13 protein-coding genes and 1 pseudogene are annotated in these 18,561 nt (G+C 40.9%); 10 read left to right on the plus strand and 4 right to left on the minus strand.

Annotated elements, in window-relative coordinates:
- Positions 1–375: 375 nt before the first annotated feature.
- Entirely contained in the window at positions 376–1,464 is a 1,089-nt protein-coding gene (locus ABF638_RS11430; protein ID WP_435022844.1) for a RuBisCO accumulation factor 1, read from the minus strand.
- A gap of 341 nt (positions 1,465–1,805) precedes the next feature.
- Between ABF638_RS11430 and ABF638_RS11435 the strand changes: the two genes are divergently transcribed.
- The 4 genes and pseudogenes from ABF638_RS11435 to ABF638_RS11450 all read left to right on the plus strand — a co-directional run.
- Complete coding sequence (locus tag ABF638_RS11435; RefSeq protein WP_435022845.1) at positions 1,806–2,762, plus strand: response regulator; 957 nt, start codon at positions 1,806–1,808, stop codon at positions 2,760–2,762.
- Between the two features lie 84 nt (positions 2,763–2,846).
- Positions 2,847–3,539 (plus strand): bifunctional demethylmenaquinone methyltransferase/2-methoxy-6-polyprenyl-1,4-benzoquinol methylase UbiE, encoded by a 693-nt coding sequence (gene ubiE, locus ABF638_RS11440; RefSeq protein ID WP_435022846.1) that lies wholly within the window; start codon positions 2,847–2,849, stop codon positions 3,537–3,539.
- 164 nt (positions 3,540–3,703) lie between these two features.
- Positions 3,704–4,939 (plus strand): DUF445 domain-containing protein, encoded by a 1,236-nt coding sequence (locus ABF638_RS11445; protein ID WP_435022847.1) that lies wholly within the window; start codon positions 3,704–3,706, stop codon positions 4,937–4,939.
- A 160-nt stretch (positions 4,940–5,099) separates the two neighbouring features.
- Positions 5,100–5,333: pseudogene (locus ABF638_RS11450) on the plus strand (transposase); the annotation flags it as partial.
- 86 nt (positions 5,334–5,419) lie between these two features.
- On the opposite strand, the gene ABF638_RS11455 reads toward ABF638_RS11450, so the two are convergent.
- The gene (locus ABF638_RS11455) at positions 5,420–6,421 is read right to left on the minus strand and encodes a cyanophycin synthetase (protein WP_435022848.1); all 1,002 of its coding nucleotides are present in this window, start codon (positions 6,419–6,421) and stop codon (positions 5,420–5,422) included.
- Positions 6,422–7,046: 625 nt separating this feature from the next.
- Between ABF638_RS11455 and ABF638_RS11460 the strand changes: the two genes are divergently transcribed.
- From ABF638_RS11460 to ABF638_RS11470, 3 genes are all read left to right on the plus strand, one after another.
- On the plus strand, positions 7,047–7,283 hold the full coding sequence (locus ABF638_RS11460; RefSeq protein ID WP_435022849.1) for a hypothetical protein: 237 nt from the start codon (positions 7,047–7,049) through the stop codon (positions 7,281–7,283).
- A 722-nt stretch (positions 7,284–8,005) separates the two neighbouring features.
- Positions 8,006–12,316, plus strand: a complete 4,311-nt coding sequence (locus ABF638_RS11465) for a PAS domain S-box protein (protein ID WP_435022850.1) — start codon at positions 8,006–8,008, stop codon at positions 12,314–12,316.
- Positions 12,313–13,281 carry a GGDEF domain-containing protein gene (locus tag ABF638_RS11470; RefSeq protein WP_435022851.1) on the plus strand — a complete coding sequence of 323 codons (969 nt, stop codon included), beginning with the start codon at positions 12,313–12,315 and terminating at the stop codon, positions 13,279–13,281. Before ABF638_RS11465 ends, ABF638_RS11470 begins: the two co-directional genes overlap by 4 nt.
- A gap of 41 nt (positions 13,282–13,322) precedes the next feature.
- Here ABF638_RS11470 and ABF638_RS11475 read toward each other — a convergent pair whose 3' ends face one another.
- Positions 13,323–14,459 (minus strand): cob(I)yrinic acid a,c-diamide adenosyltransferase, encoded by a 1,137-nt coding sequence (locus tag ABF638_RS11475; RefSeq protein WP_069068662.1) that lies wholly within the window; start codon positions 14,457–14,459, stop codon positions 13,323–13,325.
- A 236-nt stretch (positions 14,460–14,695) separates the two neighbouring features.
- On the opposite strand from ABF638_RS11475, the gene fraC reads away from it, so the two are divergent.
- The 3 genes from fraC (at position 14,696) to ABF638_RS11490 (ending at position 17,239) form a co-directional block, all read left to right on the plus strand.
- Positions 14,696–15,238 carry a filament integrity protein FraC gene (fraC, locus tag ABF638_RS11480; RefSeq protein ID WP_435022852.1) on the plus strand — a complete coding sequence of 181 codons (543 nt, stop codon included), beginning with the start codon at positions 14,696–14,698 and terminating at the stop codon, positions 15,236–15,238.
- 63 nt (positions 15,239–15,301) lie between these two features.
- On the plus strand, positions 15,302–16,309 hold the full coding sequence (fraD, locus tag ABF638_RS11485) for a septal junction protein FraD (RefSeq protein WP_435022853.1): 1,008 nt from the start codon (positions 15,302–15,304) through the stop codon (positions 16,307–16,309).
- Between the two features lie 150 nt (positions 16,310–16,459).
- Complete coding sequence (locus ABF638_RS11490) at positions 16,460–17,239, plus strand: ABC transporter permease (RefSeq protein ID WP_435022854.1); 780 nt, start codon at positions 16,460–16,462, stop codon at positions 17,237–17,239.
- 69 nt (positions 17,240–17,308) lie between these two features.
- On the opposite strand, the gene ABF638_RS11495 is transcribed toward ABF638_RS11490, so the two are convergent.
- Positions 17,309–17,965, minus strand: a complete 657-nt coding sequence (locus tag ABF638_RS11495; protein ID WP_435022855.1) for a pentapeptide repeat-containing protein — start codon at positions 17,963–17,965, stop codon at positions 17,309–17,311.
- Positions 17,966–18,561: the final 596 nt, after the last annotated feature.

Below are 18,561 nucleotides of genomic sequence, written 5' to 3' on the forward strand. Positions count from 1 at the left end.
TAGTAACTGTTCAGAGCATGTGATCATCCCTCAAAATCTGGACTTACACAAATTAATAGATCAATGAAAAATAAAGAGTTCAAGCAGGGCATTGGGGAGCCAGTGGCTTGCTCTAGTTAATAGAGTTAAAGCAACTGGCGACATTGGCCAAAGATAAAATTCAACTAATGCCCTATTTCCTATGCGCTATTGGAGGATATCAACTCCTCGCCGCTCCGGTACTGGGTAATGGGTATCAGGAATTGTTTTTTAAAATTTGGTGGTGGGTAAGAGCAAGCACCATAATTTTTCGATTTTACACCCAGTCCCCAATCCCTAATCCCCAGTCCCTTTTGCCAAATCACATCACGGAGTTAGTCCTCTTGAAAATTGAAATTATTCATCAATCTGCCAAGAATCCTTAGTTAATTCTTCATCCAGAATTTTCTTAGGACGAACAATAATGATAATTTGTCCTAATAAGGGAATTTCTGGTTCAGTTTCAAACCACTGAAAATCTAATTCATCACCATTTTCAACAACAAAGTAGCTGGAGGCATCCCATTCTCGTTGGGCACGATCTATCACTACTACAACTGGCCCTATTTGGCTTTGGGTTTGGATGGGGAAGCGATCGCTATTCGCTAAAATCACTACTGGATCTTCTGCCGCTAACAGCACTTGCCAACCTGGTAAAGGTATCCAAGCTTGTTCTCCAGAAAACTTGACTAGGCGAAATGGTTCAATTTCTGTGAGTATAGGCACAGCTTGCAAGTCTTGCCGTGACAAAGGCAACTCACCGACTACGGGCAAAATTCGGGGTAATTGTTCTTCAAACTCCAGTCGGTAAAAGGGTAATATTGGCGCTGGACGCTGGGGAACAGTAGTAAAATCAGTCAGTAGTTGTTCAATTTTTTGCCTTGCTGCTGGTGTGTGAGCAAAACGCAAACCTTTGGCGATCAGGCGCGATCGCTGTTGTAAATCTGCATTTTGGCGTGCTAGTTTCCAAACTTGGTGAGCAACGGCATCCCCAGGATGGGCAGAAAACCCTTCCGGCAAAGTGCGGAAATATGAGAACTCTTTAATTGCTTTTGCTACTTCCTTCACCTCATCGGCATCGAGTTTGTGAACAAAGATCAGTTCAGCTGCGGCAGCGCGTTCTTCTTGGGTGAGCAAACGCAGTTCGTATAAAACATCACTTCCACGTGTGGTGTAGTGCGATCGCGTTGCTTCCGATACTCCAAACTTTTCCAAAGAATTGTAAACTTGAGAACCAACAACCACCTGATTTTGTTGAATCGGCTCAAATCCAGTTGCCTCAAAAATTTCTTGGGGGTTATAACCGATTTTTAGCAACGAGGCGATCGCGCCTCCCCATTCCACCCAGTTGCCTTGTTTTTGCCTCAGCCTTCGCAGTAATTCTTGTGCTACATCGTTAGTAACATTGTCTTCGGGATTCTGAGCGTTGGGTGGTAGATCAGTCATAATCGGAGTGCAAGCTTCAACTTGAGAGGTTGGTTAATACCTCATGAGCAAGTCTTATTCTAATCTATGAACTACCCAGACAGACTGCCTTAAGTTCATCTGTGGAAACTTACAGCAGTTTTCTTTGACATGAAGTACAAAGTTACGGGTTTTGAGGCAGGAGGTGGGAGGCAGGAAGCAGAAGGAAAAAATTCCGCAGCAAATTCACTCTGTAGCGCTCACTATTAGCGTTTTAAAATATGCAAAATAACTCCGTATAAACCCTTGGCAATTTTCGGCTATTCTCAACTAAACTTGGTATGGAATATAACAAGAGTGTGAATATTTAAAGGAAATATCTTATGGATAATCCCAGTGTCGAAATTGATAAAGTCCAATATCAAGTAATGACTCTCGAACGACCAAAAAAGCTGAAAATCCTGGTAGTTGACGATGAGCCAGATAATCTCGATCTGCTTTATCGCACATTTCGACGCGATTTTAATGTTCTGAAAGCTGATAGTGGAGTGAACGCCCTACAAGTTTTGGCAGCAGAAGGGGAGGTAGCGGTGATTATCTCCGATCAACGGATGCCAGAAATGAAAGGGACTGAGTTTCTCAGTAAGACTGTACCTCAGTTTCCCGATACAGTGAGAATAATTCTCACTGGATTTACTGATATTGAAGACTTGGTAGAAGCGATTAATGCTGGGCAAGTCTACAAATATATCACCAAGCCTTGGGACCCAGGGGAACTGAAGGCAGTGGTGCAAAGAGCAGCAGAAACTTACGACTTGCTCAAGCAACGTACAGAAGAATTACGCCGTGCTCATGCTCAAATGGCGCTGCTGAGTGTTTTAGTACAGGTAACTCAAGCTGCTTCTAGCTTAGAGGAAACTCTTGCTCCCATTGCTAGGGCTGTGAGTGAGACTTTTGGGGCAGAAGGCTGTATTTTACAACTTACAGATGGAAATACTCTGGTTGCGACTCAAGGAACTTACAGCGAAACAGGTACAATAGAAAATTGGTTATCTGAAGACCCACTAACAAGGGAAGCGATCGCCACTGGGCAAATCCAAGTTTCCTTAAATGTAGTTAAAGACACTAAATTAGTTGATGCTATTCACTACCAAAATACGGGTGTGCAAGCACATTTAGTGATCCCGATTAGCTACCGGAATGAACTTTTGGGCGTATTATCACTACAGTGGAAGCAACCCTGCACTTTGCGGGAAGATGAATTAACCCTAATTAATTTATCAGCGCAACTGGTAGCGATCGCTTTCACTAGTAGCCGCTCTCATCAAACCATTGTGTAGTTGTCCTTTGTCATTTGTCCAAAGTCCATTGGCAAATGACGAATGACAAATCACGAATGACTAATGACCAATGACCAATGACTAATGACTAACGAAATTCAGTCCATTTTTAACCGTATTGCTCCAGTTTATGACCAGTTGAACGATTGGTTGAGTCTGGGACAGCATCGAATCTGGAAGGAAATGGCAGTAAAATGGAGTGCGGCTCAACCGGGTGATACTGCATTAGATTTATGTTGCGGTAGTGGTGATTTAGCCTTACGTTTAGCGAGGCACGTGGGAGCGACAGGACAAGTGTATGGAGTAGACTTTTCCCCAAACCTGCTAGAAACTGCTAAAGAACGTTCCCAAAAGCAGTATCCCCAACCTGCGATCGCCTGGGTAGAAGCCGATGTGCTAAATTTACCCTTTGAAGATAACCAATTTGATGCCGCAACAATGGGCTATGGTTTAAGAAATGTTAAAGATATTCCTCGCAGTCTCCAAGAGTTACACCGCGTTTTGAAGCCGGGTGCTAAAGCCGCAATTTTAGACTTTCATCGACCGAGCAATCCTCAGCTACGTGCTTTTCAGCAGTTGTATCTGGACGGTTTCGTGGTACCAGTTGCCAATTATTTAGGCTTAAAAGAAGAATATGCTTACATCAGTCCCAGCTTAGACCGTTTTCCCATCGGCAAAGAGCAAATAGAGTTAGCTCATCAAGTTGGTTTTGCTATTGCCACACACTACCCCATTGTGAACGGTATGATGGGAATGCTGGTAGTCAGCAAATTTTAGATTTGGGATTTTGGATTGGGGACTGCGGAATCGGTAATGGCTAATGGAAAATCGTTAGTAGTTAGTGGAAAAATAAATCATAACTAATAACCGCCAATTACCAATCCCCAATCCCTAATTTCTAATCTAGAATCCAAAATCCAAAATCCAAAATCCAAAATCCTGTGGACTGGTTTCATCTTTGGTTTTATGTGGCTCCCCCGGTACTGGGTGGAATTATTGGCTATTTCACAAACGATATAGCCATTAAAATGTTGTTCCGTCCTTACCGAGCAATTTATATTGCTGGACGAAGAGTACCCTTCACCCCTGGATTGATTCCCCGCAACCAGGAACGTCTGGCTAAGAACATTTCCAATACAATCATGGGGTCACTGCTGACACCACAAGAGTTGCAAAATCTGGCCCGGCGTTTGTTGCAGACAGAACGCGTGCAAGCAGCAATTATCTGGTTGTTGCGGCTGGCGATTGAACAAATCAAAACAGATAAAAACCAGAAAAGTACCAAAATTGTAGCCGGAATTTTGCGGGATTTACTAGGGGAATCCTTACCACGCTTACTCAAGGTTTTGGCGCGACGTGAAGACTTTTTAGAAGCGCAAATAAATCAGATTTTTGACCAGATATTGCTGGAATTTCAACTGAGTGAAGAACAAGCCACGCGGCTTGTTGATTGGTTGTTGGAGGTAGTTTTACCGCCGGATCTGCTGCGCCAAGCGATAGTTGATTTTTTGACTGATCGCACGATTCAAATTATTGATGAAGGATTCCGCGAAAAAACTAGTGGGACTTATTGGGTAGTAGCAAATTTGTTTGGCTTACGTAATACTCTTACACGGCTACGGACTTTTTGCTTGGATGAAAAAGAGGCTACCAATACTCGCTTGCAGGAATTGACTCAAGATTTGCAGGTGCGCGATCGCATTCGGAAATTCTTGCAAAATTTATCATTACAAAACTTGCCAATTGGTACGGTGCGCCAACTACGAAAAACCACCCGTGAAAGTGTCCGTCATTACCTGCAAAACAGTGGTAGCGATTTTTTACAAGGATTAACTGATTCTGTGGATTGGGAAAATATTGCTGTAGTACTGCTGAATCGTCTTAGTACTTCACCCGTTGTCAGTACTTCTTTAGAAGTGATGAGTCAAGAATTGGCTCTAATTTTAGAGAAATATTTGGAAAAAGATTTAGAAGCAATTGTGGCACAGGTAATTCCAATTTTGTCAATAGATGAAGTGATAGTTGACCGTGTGAAATCAACTTCACCGGCTGACTTAGAAGATGCGATTGAGGGAATTGTCAAAAATGAATTGCAGGCAATTGTCACTTTAGGTGGTGTTCTGGGTTTTGTTATAGGGTTATTGCAGACAGTGTTTTTAATATTAAGTCAATCTTAATTGTTTGTTTTTGCCTGTAAATTTATCAAATGATAGTGAGAAATTACGGTTCTTCAGTACTTGTCATGCTAAATTATTAGTTATGAATCCAAAATAATATTAAAAACTGTATTAAAATATTCCTAAAAGCACCGCAAATATTGGCATATAAGCAATGTTTGTGTTTAAACTATTTATGTGGATATCGAGAGCTAAAAAATATTTTCCCAATATCAACAACACTATTATTCGTTGGTTTGATGAAATTATTGCTTATTTTGATAATGGCACAACTAGTGGCATGGTTGAAGGAATTAATAACAAGCTTAAACTGATTAAACGTTCTGGCTATGGATTTAGAAACTTTGAAAATTTCAAAGTCATATGTTTATTAATTTGGCATTTTATTTATTAATTTAGCATAATAAGTAATGAAGAACCATAGTTTTGCATAAGTCCTATTTCAAAAGAATTCAAGATTGGAGCAACCCCTGCTTTGCTCTAGTCAAAATTTCCGCTTTCAAGTGCTTTTAGAACTTTGAGATATAAATTTTCTACTCTTTTCGTCTGAACTTCACCAAATGAAGCATAATGAGTTAAGCTAGGAGCGCCATTTATTTCAATGATTGTATAATCTACAATTGGTGATGTTATATCACTAGTAAGAATATCCACACCTGCTAATCTCAATTCCATATCTTTTACAATACTTATTGCTAACTTTTGAAAATCAGGATGTATATTTTCAGTGAAGTCTACTGCTTCGCCACCAGTTGATAAATTTGCATTGTCTAAAAGATAAACTATATTATTCTTGGGTATAACAGTATTAAAATTTAGCTTTCGTCTCCGCAAATTTTTTTTGATTCTATAATCTTCAAAATCTATAATTTCTTTTCTACCATTTTTGATAAAAGTCTCCTGTTTTTCTTGCATAAGCTCCAAAACATTAGATTGACCATCTCCCATTATAAATAAAGGAATTCTTTGATACGCCGAAATTACTTCATCATCAAGGACTACAATTCTATAGTCATTGCCACTATAGAATCGCTCAACAATAAATACTGATGTTTTTTGCAAGATTTTCTTAGCTGCTTGATAATATTCTTGTTTGTTATGAACCTTTGTAACAAATACTCCTTTACTGAGATTAACCGGCTTGACAATTACAGGAAATCCCAACTCTTTAGCATAATATAATCCTGTATCTATATTTCTAGTATTAGCTAATTCTTCGCATAATTCTTCACTAAAAAATGTTTGTCCTTCAGTAACTTTATAGCCAAACTTATTCAGGAAAAAACTCGAAACCCCTTTGTCTTTAGCTATTGCTACTGAACCAGAAGAATTAATACTAAACCTGCTACTACGAAAAAAGGTTTTATTACCATTTTTAAACGTAATCAGTCCCACAAAGGTGCATTCTGGGTCTACTAAAACTACTGCTCCTATTTTCCCTGCTACTTTTTGAATAATTGATGTTACAAAGGGTGTTTCCATTATCATGAATATAGATATAATGCGAAAATATTAACTATTCTATGGCAGTTAGTCAAGATATTTGAAATTAAACGATCGCACAATATATTTTGCCTAAAACTCTAGTGAAAGCCTGAGAAGAAATTCATTTTTTAATATCTAAAGAGACTATAAAAATTTAACTATTCTAAACTAACTATAAAAAACGTAAATACCTGCAATATAGCTTTACCGTAGGCATCGCACCATAGAAAAATTAAGAGTGTGTCAGCGACCATTAATTCTAGGCACGTTATTATGCATTTTCTATTGAGTTTTTAATAGTATTTTTTCAAACATTGATATTTGTTTTGTTACTGATGCGGAATTTACTTATGTGTATGCATACAAATTATGCAAACCCAATAATTGCCAAACTTTTTGCTTGAGCATTATTGTGTCCTGCAAACAATTGCAAATTAAGGCTTTGAGATTCATAACCACCTGAAAGTTCCAACTTAGTTGGTCTAAAATATAGCGCTCAGTGTTGACAATCTATAAATAATCGAATAACAAGGTGGCAGCAGCATTAAAAAAAAGCGTTAGTGCATTCCTACCTAGAAACTAATTAACGCCCTTCATTAAACTTCATACGGATAACATAATTATGCCAGAAAATACGGATAACAAAGTTTCCAAATCAGACAATCAGCCTGTTGCTTATAAAGAACGCCTCAATTCTTGGGCGATCGCTCGTCTACTTCCTAATACGCAACGGGAGATTGTTGCCCGCTTCCGCAGCCGTTCTGATGCCGATGGCTATATGCGGCACCTCCCCCAGGAAGTACCAAATGCTTCCTACATGGTTGTTTTTGATTGCCAACGCCAAGAAGCTGTAATTTAAAGTGCAAGTATAGGCAATAAACCTATCTTGAAAATAGGGAAAAGGTTAAGGGGTAAAGATGTATTTAAAACCTTTCCCCTTTGCCCTTTAACCGAACCGTATTGAGCCATAGCCCGCCCTTAGACATCGCTTACAACTCCAGATTCCAATTCACGCTTCACTTAAAAATTCTGGATGTTGCCAAGGAGCATAGCTACTTTCGTATTGCAGCTTTGAAAATCTGAGTTTCCAAGCCACCCTTGCCAATTCAGCAAACTAGTAAGCCTTTATTCGTGTCAGTGGCACATTAGGGAATGCGAGTGCGTCTCACAGAGAAACCAAGTGCGGACAATTTGCGGCTCTCAAAAAAATGCTAATCATAACCAGAAATTATTAAGTTTTTCTGACAATATTAGATATAAATATTCTACTTAAAAATAAATTCGGTAATTATCCCCTTGCTATTGATATTTTAGATTACTTAAAAGTAAAAGTTAGTGCATTCAGGAGGGAGAAGGCAGGAGGCAGAAGTAACTTACGTTTAAAAGCGTGGGATTGAAGCAAGACTGGAGGCGAAATGTCTCGTCTGGGCGCTTTGTATCAAGACGCATAGCACGAGATACAATTCTTCTTTTTAACCTGGGTAATAACCCAGAACTAAAGTTTTCATTCATAATTCTTTCCTCCTACTCTCTGCCTCCTGACTTCTCTGATAAGCCCTGAAAGTGCTGGAGGGTTAATAAGTGATCAAACAGCAGCGATATGACTGGTTCAAAGCTGTGAAATTTTTCCGCAAACGAGAATTACTAGCGCTGTTGCTAGGAATTTTCTTCTCAATCTCTGTAGTCCTACTTTGGCAGAGACTTTTAATCCAAACTCCGTGGTTATTAATACAAGTAGTATTGATTGCGTGCTTATTGGCTGTTATCACACTGATATTATCAATCTATTGTGTCCTGGCAATGAAAGCAAGTAACCAAAAAATAACAGCAATAAATCAGGAATTAACTCATAGGATTTTTGAACAAAAACAGGTAGAAATTGCGCTCCGAACCAGTGAAAATCGTCTGCGGCAGTTGTTGGAAACTGTCAAAGTCATCCCTTGGGAATTAGACTTGAAGACTTGGCGATTTATTTATGTTGGGCCGCAAGCGGTAGACTTGCTAAAATATCCGATCGCAGAGTGGTACGAGGAAAATTTTTGGGTTAATCATCTGCATCCAGATGATAAGGAAAAGTCTGTTCATTTTTGTCAAGAAGCAACTGCTAAGTGCCAGAATCACGAATTAGAATACCGGATGTTAGCAGCCGACGGGCGAGTTATTTGGTTGCGAGACGTTGTTAGCGTAGTTGAGGAAGCAGGAACTCCTACTATGCTGAGAGGGTTTATGTTTGACATTACTGATTTGAAGTTGGTTGAAGAAACCTTGAGACTGAGGGAGAGGGCACTTGCTGCTAACAGTAATGGAATTATTATTGCCGATGCCAGACTCGCTTATACTCCGGTTATTTACGTCAACCACGCCTTTGAGCAAATAACAGGCTACAAGGCTACTGATGTAATTGGTCAAAACTGTCGATTTTTGCAACGCACAGATAACCAGCAAGTAGCACTTAATGAATTGCGATCATCTATTCAAGCTGGAACAAGTTGCAAAGTTGTTCTCCGAAATTATCGCAAAGATGGTACTTTATTTTGGAATGAATTGAGTATTTCTCCTATCCATGACGAAAATGGCAAGTTAAGCCACTTCATTGGCATTCAGACAGATATTAGTTTACGCAAGCAAGCTGAAGCCAGCCTGCGTCGGCAAGCCCTCACCTTTGAAAACATGCATGATGGCGTTATTATCACAGATTTAACCGGAAATATTGTTGACTGGAATCCTGCTGCTGAAAGTATGTTTGGCTATACTAAAGCCGAGGTTTTGGCTAAACATCCTAGTTTTTTGCATCAGCCGGAAGTCGCTGCAACATTAAGCACCAAAATCTTGGAAAAAGTCAACCAGCAAGGACGCTGGTCAGGGGAAATACACTTTATTCGCAAAGATGGCAGTGAGGGAATTTGCGAAACAACCGTAATCTCTTTACAGGATGAACAGGGGGAAACTGTTGCCACTGTTGGCGTCAATCACGACATCACCGAAAACAAACGAGCTAAAGAGGCACTGCAACGGCAATTGCATCGCACCCTACTACTTGAACAAATTACTCAGGAAATTCGTCAAAGTCTTGATGCCAGCAAAATCTTTGAGACGGCTGCTACCCAAATTGGACAAGCATTTGGGGCTGAACGGTGTCTGATTCACTCTTACATTAGTGACCCCACACCCAGAATCCCCTTAGTAGCAGAGTATAATATACTTCCTGGTTACTGCTCCATGTTGAAATTGGAAGTTCCCATGACCAACAATCCTCATGCAGAGCAGATGATGGCACAAGAAATAGCGATCGCTTCTCCAAATGTGTACGTTGATCCTTTACTCCAGGCAGCTGAACCGATCTGCCGAGAAGTTGGGTTGAAGTCTATGCTATCAATCCGCACCTCCTATCAAGGAAAACCCAATGGTGCGATCGGCCTACACCAGTGCAGTTATTTTCGCCAGTGGACACAAGAGGAAATCGAATTACTAGAAGCCGTGGCAGCTCAACTGGGTATTGCTCTAGCACAAGCTCATTTACTGGAACAAGAAACGCGCCGACGTGAAGAACTTACTTTAAAAAACTTTGCCTTGGAGCGGGCAAAACGTCAAGCAGAAGCTGCGAATCGGGCAAAAAGCGAGTTTTTGGCGATGATGAGCCACGAAATTCGGACTCCAATGAATGCTGTGATTGCCATGACAGGTCTATTGCTGGATACTGACCTCACGCCTCAACAGCAAGACTTTGTAGAAACAGTTCGCAGTAGCGGAGATGCTTTACTCACCATCATCAATGACATTCTAGATTTCTCGAAAATTGAATCTGGCAAACTGGAATTAGAAGAACAGCCTTTTAATTTGAGAGCTTGTGTCGAGCAGGCTATTTCTCTATTAGCCCCTAAAGCTGCCCAAAAGGATATCGAGTTAGCTTACCTGATCCAGCCGCAAGTTCCGACTCAAATCATTGGCGATATGACACGTCTGCGCCAAGTCTTGATGAATCTTCTCAACAATGCCATTAAGTTCACTGAAAACGGAGAAGTGGTACTCTCTGTTGAAATAGGGACTGGAGATCGGGGATTAGGGACTGGGGATCGGGGATTGGGGATTAGGGGTAATGAGGAGGATCAAGAAACTTCTTCCCAGTCCCCAATCCCTAGTACCCAGTCCCCAGTCCCTAGTACCCAGTCCCCAATCCAAATTCAATTTGCCATCAAAGATACAGGTATTGGCATCGCACCAGAGAAGATAGAGCGGTTATTTCAACCCTTCGCTCAGGCTGATGTCTCCATGACTCGACGATATGGGGGCACAGGGCTAGGACTGGTCATCAGCAAGCGGCTCAGTAAGATGATGGGTGGCACTCTTTGGGTAGAAAGTCAGGGGTTTGTCGGTGGCAATCCTAGCCCTAGATGGGAAAATGGACAATTCTCAAGAAAGGCAGGAGGCAGAGAGCTGGAGACAGAAGGAATGTCTGACGCTCTCGACGAGACGCTGCGCGAACGTGGACTCGCTAACGCTGCGCTATCCTGCTTCCTGCCTTCTTCAACATCTGTTGCTTCTTTCCAAGGTTCAACATTTTACTTCACCATTACTACCAAAGTAGCTGCTCAGTCAGAACAAGCTGAATTAAGCACTTCGCCAGTACAGCTTGCATCCAAGCGGCTGTTGATTGTGGATGACAATTTCACTAATCGCCAAATTCTCAGATTGCAAGCTGAGTCTTGGAAAATGGAAACTTATACTGCCAAATCTGGTAAAGAAGCTTTAGCTGAACTTGCCAAGGGAACGCAGTTTGATATTGGCATTTTAGATATGCAGATGCCGGAAATGGATGGCATCACCCTAGCTCGTCAAATCCGCAAGCAATCTGGTTGTCAAAATTTACCTTTGGTGATTCTGACCTCTTTGGGTAGAGTAGAAACTTTTTCTGACTTTCATGATGTCCAGTTTGCTGCCTCTTTGAGCAAACCCATCAAACAGTCTCAACTCTACGATGTAATTACCCGTATTTTGGGTAATCAGCCGATCCAAGCCAGTATTTCTCATTCTCCCTTGGTTGATCAGCATTTGGCCCATCGACTGCCACTGCGAATTCTTCTGGCAGAGGATACGGTTGTCAATCAGAAAGTTGCTCTACTGATGCTACAGAAAATGGGTTATGGGGCAGATGTTGTCACCAATGGACTAGAAGTGCTCAAGGCTTTGCAAAAAAAGTCCTATGACTTAGTGTTGATGGATGTCCACATGCCTGAAATGGATGGGTTAGAAGCAACTCGGAGAATTTGTCAAGAATGGGAAGTAGGTTTTCGTCCTCATATCATTGCCATAACTGCCAATGCAATGCGGGGCGATCGCGAAGTTTGTCTTGCCGCTGGTATGGATGACTACCTTAGCAAACCTATTCAGCTGCAAGAATTGGCTGAGGCACTCAGCAAATGCCGATCCCAAAGAAGTTCTGAATTCACTTCCATAGGAACACAAGGGAAAGTGATGTCTTTAGAATTGCAACCTTCGCCAAATTTTCTACAGGAAGGGCAAAACCAGACATTAAAAATCGCCAAAATTGATGCCAAAATTCTCCAATCGTTGCGGAATATCGTCAGAGGAGATCGTGTGGCATTTGTTGAACTAATTGAGTGTTATCTTACAGAAACACCGAGACTGGTGCAAGATATTAGCACAGCTATCACAACTCAGGATACGAAGACTATATGGAAAACAGCCCACAAACTCAAGTCCAGCAGTGCTTCTGTTGGAGCGATGGACTTAGCGCAGCTTTGCAAGGTGTTAGAAGTACAGGGACGCAGCAGTAACTTAGAAAACAGTCGAGAATTGCTCTCACAACTATACCAGGAATATGAACAAGTTAAAACTGCCTTACAAAAAGAACTTGCGAAGGAAGTACCATGAAAGCCAATGCTCAAGAAAGTCAATCTTTAGTTCTGATTGTTGATGATGAACCTTTTATTCGCTTGATATTGCGGCATTTCTTAGAGCGGGAAGGGTATAAAATAGCAGAAGCTCAAAATGGCATAGAGGCTTTAACCGCTTTTAAGCAACTGCACCCTGATATCGTACTCCTTGATGCCATAATGCCGGATATGGATGGGTTTGAGTGTTGCACTCAATTGGAGCTTCTTGATCGTAGCAAGCACACTCCGGTTTTAATGATTACAGGACTTGAAGATCAAGAGTCAGTTGACCGTGCCTTTGAAGTGGGGGCAATGGATTATGTTACCAAACCGATTCACTGGCCAGTTTTGCGACAACGGGTAAAACGTTTGATTCAGCAATCTCAGTTACAGCAAAAACTGGAAGCCGTTAATCTGGAATTGCAGCGATTAGTTACTATCGATGGATTAACTCAAGTAGCTAACCGCCGGCGGTTTGAAGAGTATTTTAACCAAGAGTGGCAGCGGATGAAACGGGAGCAACGGCCGCTTTCCCTGATTCTTTGCGATGTTGATTTCTTTAAATCATATAACGATACTTATGGTCATCGAGTAGGCGATCGCTGTCTTCAGAAAATTGCTCAAGCCATCAAAGATATTATTAAACGTCCAGGGGACCTCCTTGCCCGTTATGGTGGAGAAGAATTTGCTGTGATCTTACCTAACACAGATACGGAGGGGGCGACTTATGTTGCTGATAAAATTTGCCATACTATCCGAACACTAGCAATTCCTCATCAAAATTCCCAAGTTAGTCCTCATGTAACTATTAGTGTGGGGTTTACGACAGAAATTCCTCAGTCAGATTCTGGCTTGGAAGAAATGATTGCTGTAGCGGATCGGGCGTTGTATCAAGCAAAGGCCGCAGGACGCGATCGCTTTGTGCAAGATATTCTACTACCCACAAGTAAAAATTCCCGCTAATGCGCCAAAATTTAGTTATCAGCCCAATGCCCTATTCCCATTTAAAAATCTACCCCTCGTTTCAGTTCTACACCTTGATTAGCATAGTGTTTGTGGCAATAAACCTCTGAGTGGACGCTAGCCAAGTCGAAGTATGCGGGTGGATTTTGGCAGCGACCAGTGATAATGATTTCGGTATCGCGGGGTTTGCGGAGTAAAGCTTGAACAATGGGTTCAACGGGGAGTAATTCTAAGTCAACGGTGGGATTGAGTTCATCGAGAATAATAGTTTTATACAACCCAGAGGCGATCGCAACTTTGGCGATTTCCCAACCCCGTTCGGCTTCTACATAGTCTAATTCTTGCCGGGAATTTCGCCAGACGATGGCATCTCCACCGCAGCGCTGATGATCCACCACTTCTGGATATGACTGCTGTAAGGCGGCGATCGCAGCGTCTTCTGTGTAGCCACTACCACCTTTAAGCCACTGCATAATTAACACACGGGTAGACCCAGGATGATTAATTCCCCTACCAATAGCCTGTAAGGCTTTGCCCAAAGCACTAGTAGACTTGCCTTTACCAGCACCAGTATAAATTTCAATCCCTTCCAGGAAGAGGGCTTTAGCTGTTGGGTGGTGATGAGGTTTCATTTCTGAGTGCAAATCTGCAATATCGAGCAACTTTTGCGGTGCAGCGCGTCCGGTGGCGATGATTTCCAACTCTTGGGGTTTGGATTTTAATGTCTTTACCACTTCATCCACAGGTAGCAAACCTAAATCCAGAACCGGGTTAATTTCATCCAAGACGACAACTGAATATAAACCGCTGGCGATCGCACCTTTGGCGACATCCCAACCCCGCATCGCTTCATCTCGGTCAAATGTGGTAATTTCTTCTGGGCCAAAAAATTCGGCTCTCCCAGTGCGAACCTGGTCAATTAAATGGGGAAACCCGCGCTGCAAAGCTGCGATCGCCCCATCTTCGTCATAATCACGTTCTGGCCCTTTTAAAAACCGCAGTAGTAAAACGCGGTTAGAATTGCTAGGCGTATTTATCCCCAAGCCAATGGAGCGCAAAACCACCCCTAAAGCCGCTTGGGACTTACCTTTACCCAAGCCATCATAGACGTGAATTTGTCCAATGAGCCGTTCCTGACGCACTTGCGCCGTGCGAATACCGATACCGTTCCTTGTCATCTCTCGAAAAGCTATAACTATGGCAGTCTTTAATCTTACCTAACCTCTTGTACTCTCATCTTAGAAACTGCCCCTCTAGCGCATTCGTACATAATCAGCTTGATGTACTAAAAATATCAATAAATGACTACTGACACACCAGCATAGTAAAGGACAAGAACAATGCGATAATTTCCCCCATCACCCTCACTATCCCAGTTATACTCTCAACAGTTAACCCTTACCTTTGACCATTTATGCCTGAAAATTGGATGCTTCCCAGGATTTTTCCCATTGGTGGAATTCTGTTTGACTTTTTATTTGTACTGATTGCCATCCCCATCGAAGCGTATGTTTTGCACTTTCGACTAAAATTTGACAAAAAGTCCAGTACTTTTTATGCGATTTCTATCAATCTGTTTTCTAGTGTAATTGGTTGGTTCATATTTTTTGTATCAGAACCAATGTTGCCAATCCAGGTGAAATCAGAATTAATTAATTATATGTTTTTTAATAATTTTAAATCGCCCAATACCCAACCTTTAATTATCTTAACGGCCTGTATAATTTTCTTTACTACTTTTCTGATGAAATTTTTTATTCTCAAGGTTTTGCTACTATCATTATTAAATGAACCACTAGCTAAAAAAGAAGAGGAGCCGAAAACATCTCAGCGGCAGCGATGGCGTCGGTTTAGCAGCCTTAAATTACAAAATACTAATTTAGTTACTACTATATTGATAGCCAATTCTCTGAGCTATACTGCGATAACCATTATTTTATTATTTCGCTCAAAATAGCAAGAATTTACTTGTTTAATTCAGAGGAAGATTAGTGATTTATTAATCAGGTGTGGGGAGAAAATGAATACGCTACTTAAAGATGTATTTGGTGTTTTTAAATTTGCTGAAGGGCTTTATGCAGGAATTAGAAAGGTATTAGTTCCACCCAAAGCTTATTCTTGGCAGACATTTATTTATATGAGTGTTTTTTCTTGGGTACTTTCATATTTTGCCACAGGTTATATCAAAGATATAATTGCATTTTTTGGTTGGTTATTTTTAATTGCCGGCACAGCTTGGTATACAACAGAAGATCCTTTGAGAGTTCCTGGTACTTTTATGCCAGTCGGGGCGGTAATCACTGGATTCTTAGTGAGTGTTTTTGCTTTTGGAAGTCAAGAGGATGTAATTACACCCAGAACAATCATTTTTTGGCCGACAATTTCAGCACTAATTACGGCAATACCAGAATTTATTGAAGGAACTGACACCGATGCTAAAGCTCGCATTCCTAAGCCAGAAGACCGCCAAAAAATCATAGTTTTAGTTGCTAGTAGTATGCTACTAAGTTGCTGGATTCAGTTTTATTTTGTGATGGATAATTGGTTACAACAATATCCCAGTTTGCAGGCAGATACTTTTAAACGTAGTACCTTTGTTGTCAGAACAGAAGAACAAGCAAAAATCCCCAGAAATGGCGTTGTAATTCTAGAGGAACTTCAACCAATAGTAGTAGAACAGATAGCTGAAACACCTTGGTCGGAAGTAGAGAAATGGTTGCTAGATGCGAGACAGCGGGTAGGAACTCTGGGTAGGGGAGTAATTCAAAAAAACCTAGCTAAATATGAAGAGAAGGAACTATGGCGTGTTGAACCGCGTGTAGCTAATACTAAGTCTGGATATATATTAGATTTATTAAGTATTTGGATAGGCCCAAGTTCTAACCCACGAGGATATTACTTGAAGAAATCTTGTCGGATTGAACCAGTTGCAGTAGGCAATAATTCAGAGAATAAGATTACAGTTGCAGAAATTGAATGCGATCGCGCCAGTAAACTTATTGCTGGAACACCACCTCCGCAGCAGTGAAGAATGGGGCAGAGGGGCAGGGGAGCAGGGGGAAGAATAATAAAATTACTTTTTTACCCTCTGTCTCTTCCCAATGGCCAATGACCAATGACCAATGACAAATGACCAATGACAAATGACCAATGACAAATGACAAATGACAAATGACCAATGACTAACAACAGAATTTTTGTATTGGCAAAGAATGTATTTCAGGAAGTGGTACGCGATCGCATTCTATATATTATTGGTTTTTATGCGTTAATACTCGCCACTGCCTTCCGCGTCCTTCCTGAATTTGCAGCTACGACTGAAGACAAAATGTTTTTAGACTTTGGGATGGCGGCGATGAATGCCATCGGGTTAATTATCACGATATTTATTGGTACAGGACTCATTAATAAAGAAATTGAAAAACGCACTATCTTGGTGTTAATTGCTAAACCTGTCAGTCGTAGCGAAATTATCGTCGGCAAATACTTGGGTTTATCCGCAGTCCTAGCTGTACTTGTCGCCATGATGACAGCAATTTATCTGGTATTTCTGCAATTTGGTAATATTCCTCATCCTACGGCGAGTATTCTAATTGCAGCCATTTTCTTATTTTTGCAGTTGTCATTAATCACCGCTGTGGCGATTACCTTCGGTGTTTTTACTGCTTCTCTGCTAGCGACTGTTTTAACCTTTGCGGTATATCTAATCGGAAATATTACTCAAGATTTAGTACAACTTGGTCGTCTTAGCCGTAACCCTGGTATGGAACGTCTAACTCAAGGTTTGTTTCTCATCTTGCCAGATTTATCTCGGTTAGATTTGAAAAATGATGCCGTTTATGGTTTGCAAGCACTACCTGACACAACTGCACTCATTACAAATGCTGGCTATGGCTTACTATATAGTGCCATGTTATTAGCGATCGCTATTTTTATCTTTTCAAAACGAGAATTTTAGCCATTGGGCATTAGAGCAAACAGAAAGTTCTTCCCTCCTAACAAATGACCAATGACAAATGACAAATAACTAATAAATAACTATCTGAGGTTGCTCAATTGTGCCATCAGGCATGATAGTGTCGCGCAACTTCGCATAAGTCAGATTTGCCTTCCAAAGGTTAGCCTTACTCAAGTTTGCATTGGTTAAATTTGCCCATGTCAAATCTGCGCCAGTTAAGTTGGCCTCAGTCAAATTAGTTTCTAGTAATTTTGCTCCACATAGCTTTGCTCCTGCGAGATTTGCAAAACTTAAGTTAGCTTCAATCAGGGATGCTTCAATTAATGTCGCTTCACTTAGGTCTGCTTCTCTCAAATCCACATCACACAGAGAAGCACCCCAAAGATTACTACCTATAAATTTCACCCGCCATAAAAAAGTTCCGCACAAATTTGCTTGTGTTAAATCAGCATTAATCAAATTGGCTTCACACAAAGATGCTTCATACAAATTAGCTTCACGTAAACTAGCTTGCATCAAATTTGCGCCACTTAAATTAGCACGAGTGAGAACACAGCCAGATAAATTTGCACCACGCAAATCCGCTCCGATGAAATTAATACCACTTAAATCAATTCCTTTCAGGTCGATTCCACTCAAGTCACATCTACTGAAATCCCGGCGCTGAAAATATTTATTTGTGATTTGACTTAATATAAATTCCTGCTGTTGGGCATAATTTTTCATGGTATTCACCTCTGGGTGTAATTTATCTCAAAGGTCAAGTGTGATAGTTACCGTATATTGAGAGTACACCTGAAATGGAGATCCGCTTAGTAAATAATCAAAAATAAATTGGCAAAAAACCGCCAATCGCTTGAAAATACGCGTTTTTAGTGGTTTTTAAAACAAAAAATGCTGACATAAGTCATAAAATATTCATACAACAATAGTCATTTGTCATTTGTCCTTGGTCACTAGTGTCCGAGGGGTGAATAAGTTCGTAGTAAGGACTTTAGTCCTGGATTTTTAAGCACTGAAGTGCTTACTACAAACTCATCAAGATTAATGGAACAGGCCACTCTACGGGTTTTGATAAAAAGCTGTGGGATGAGTTAAGATTCAAAACTTCCATCAGTACTGAGTACTTCTCCTTACTCATCACTCATAATGTAAACATAGCCCAATTGTAAAAATTCATGCACAATACTTTCCAATCCTTACTGAGTAAAGTTTGCAGTGGAAAAGTTATTTTTCGCGTTCTTTAAGTAATGAGTAATGAGTATTTACTGGAGTTTAGACTAAAAGCGATATGAGAGAACGCAAACCAAATGGAATTAGAG

Source organism: Nostoc sp. CALU 1950 (assembly GCF_051172895.1).
GTDB lineage: Bacteria > Cyanobacteriota > Cyanobacteriia > Cyanobacteriales > Nostocaceae > Nostoc > Nostoc edaphicum_A.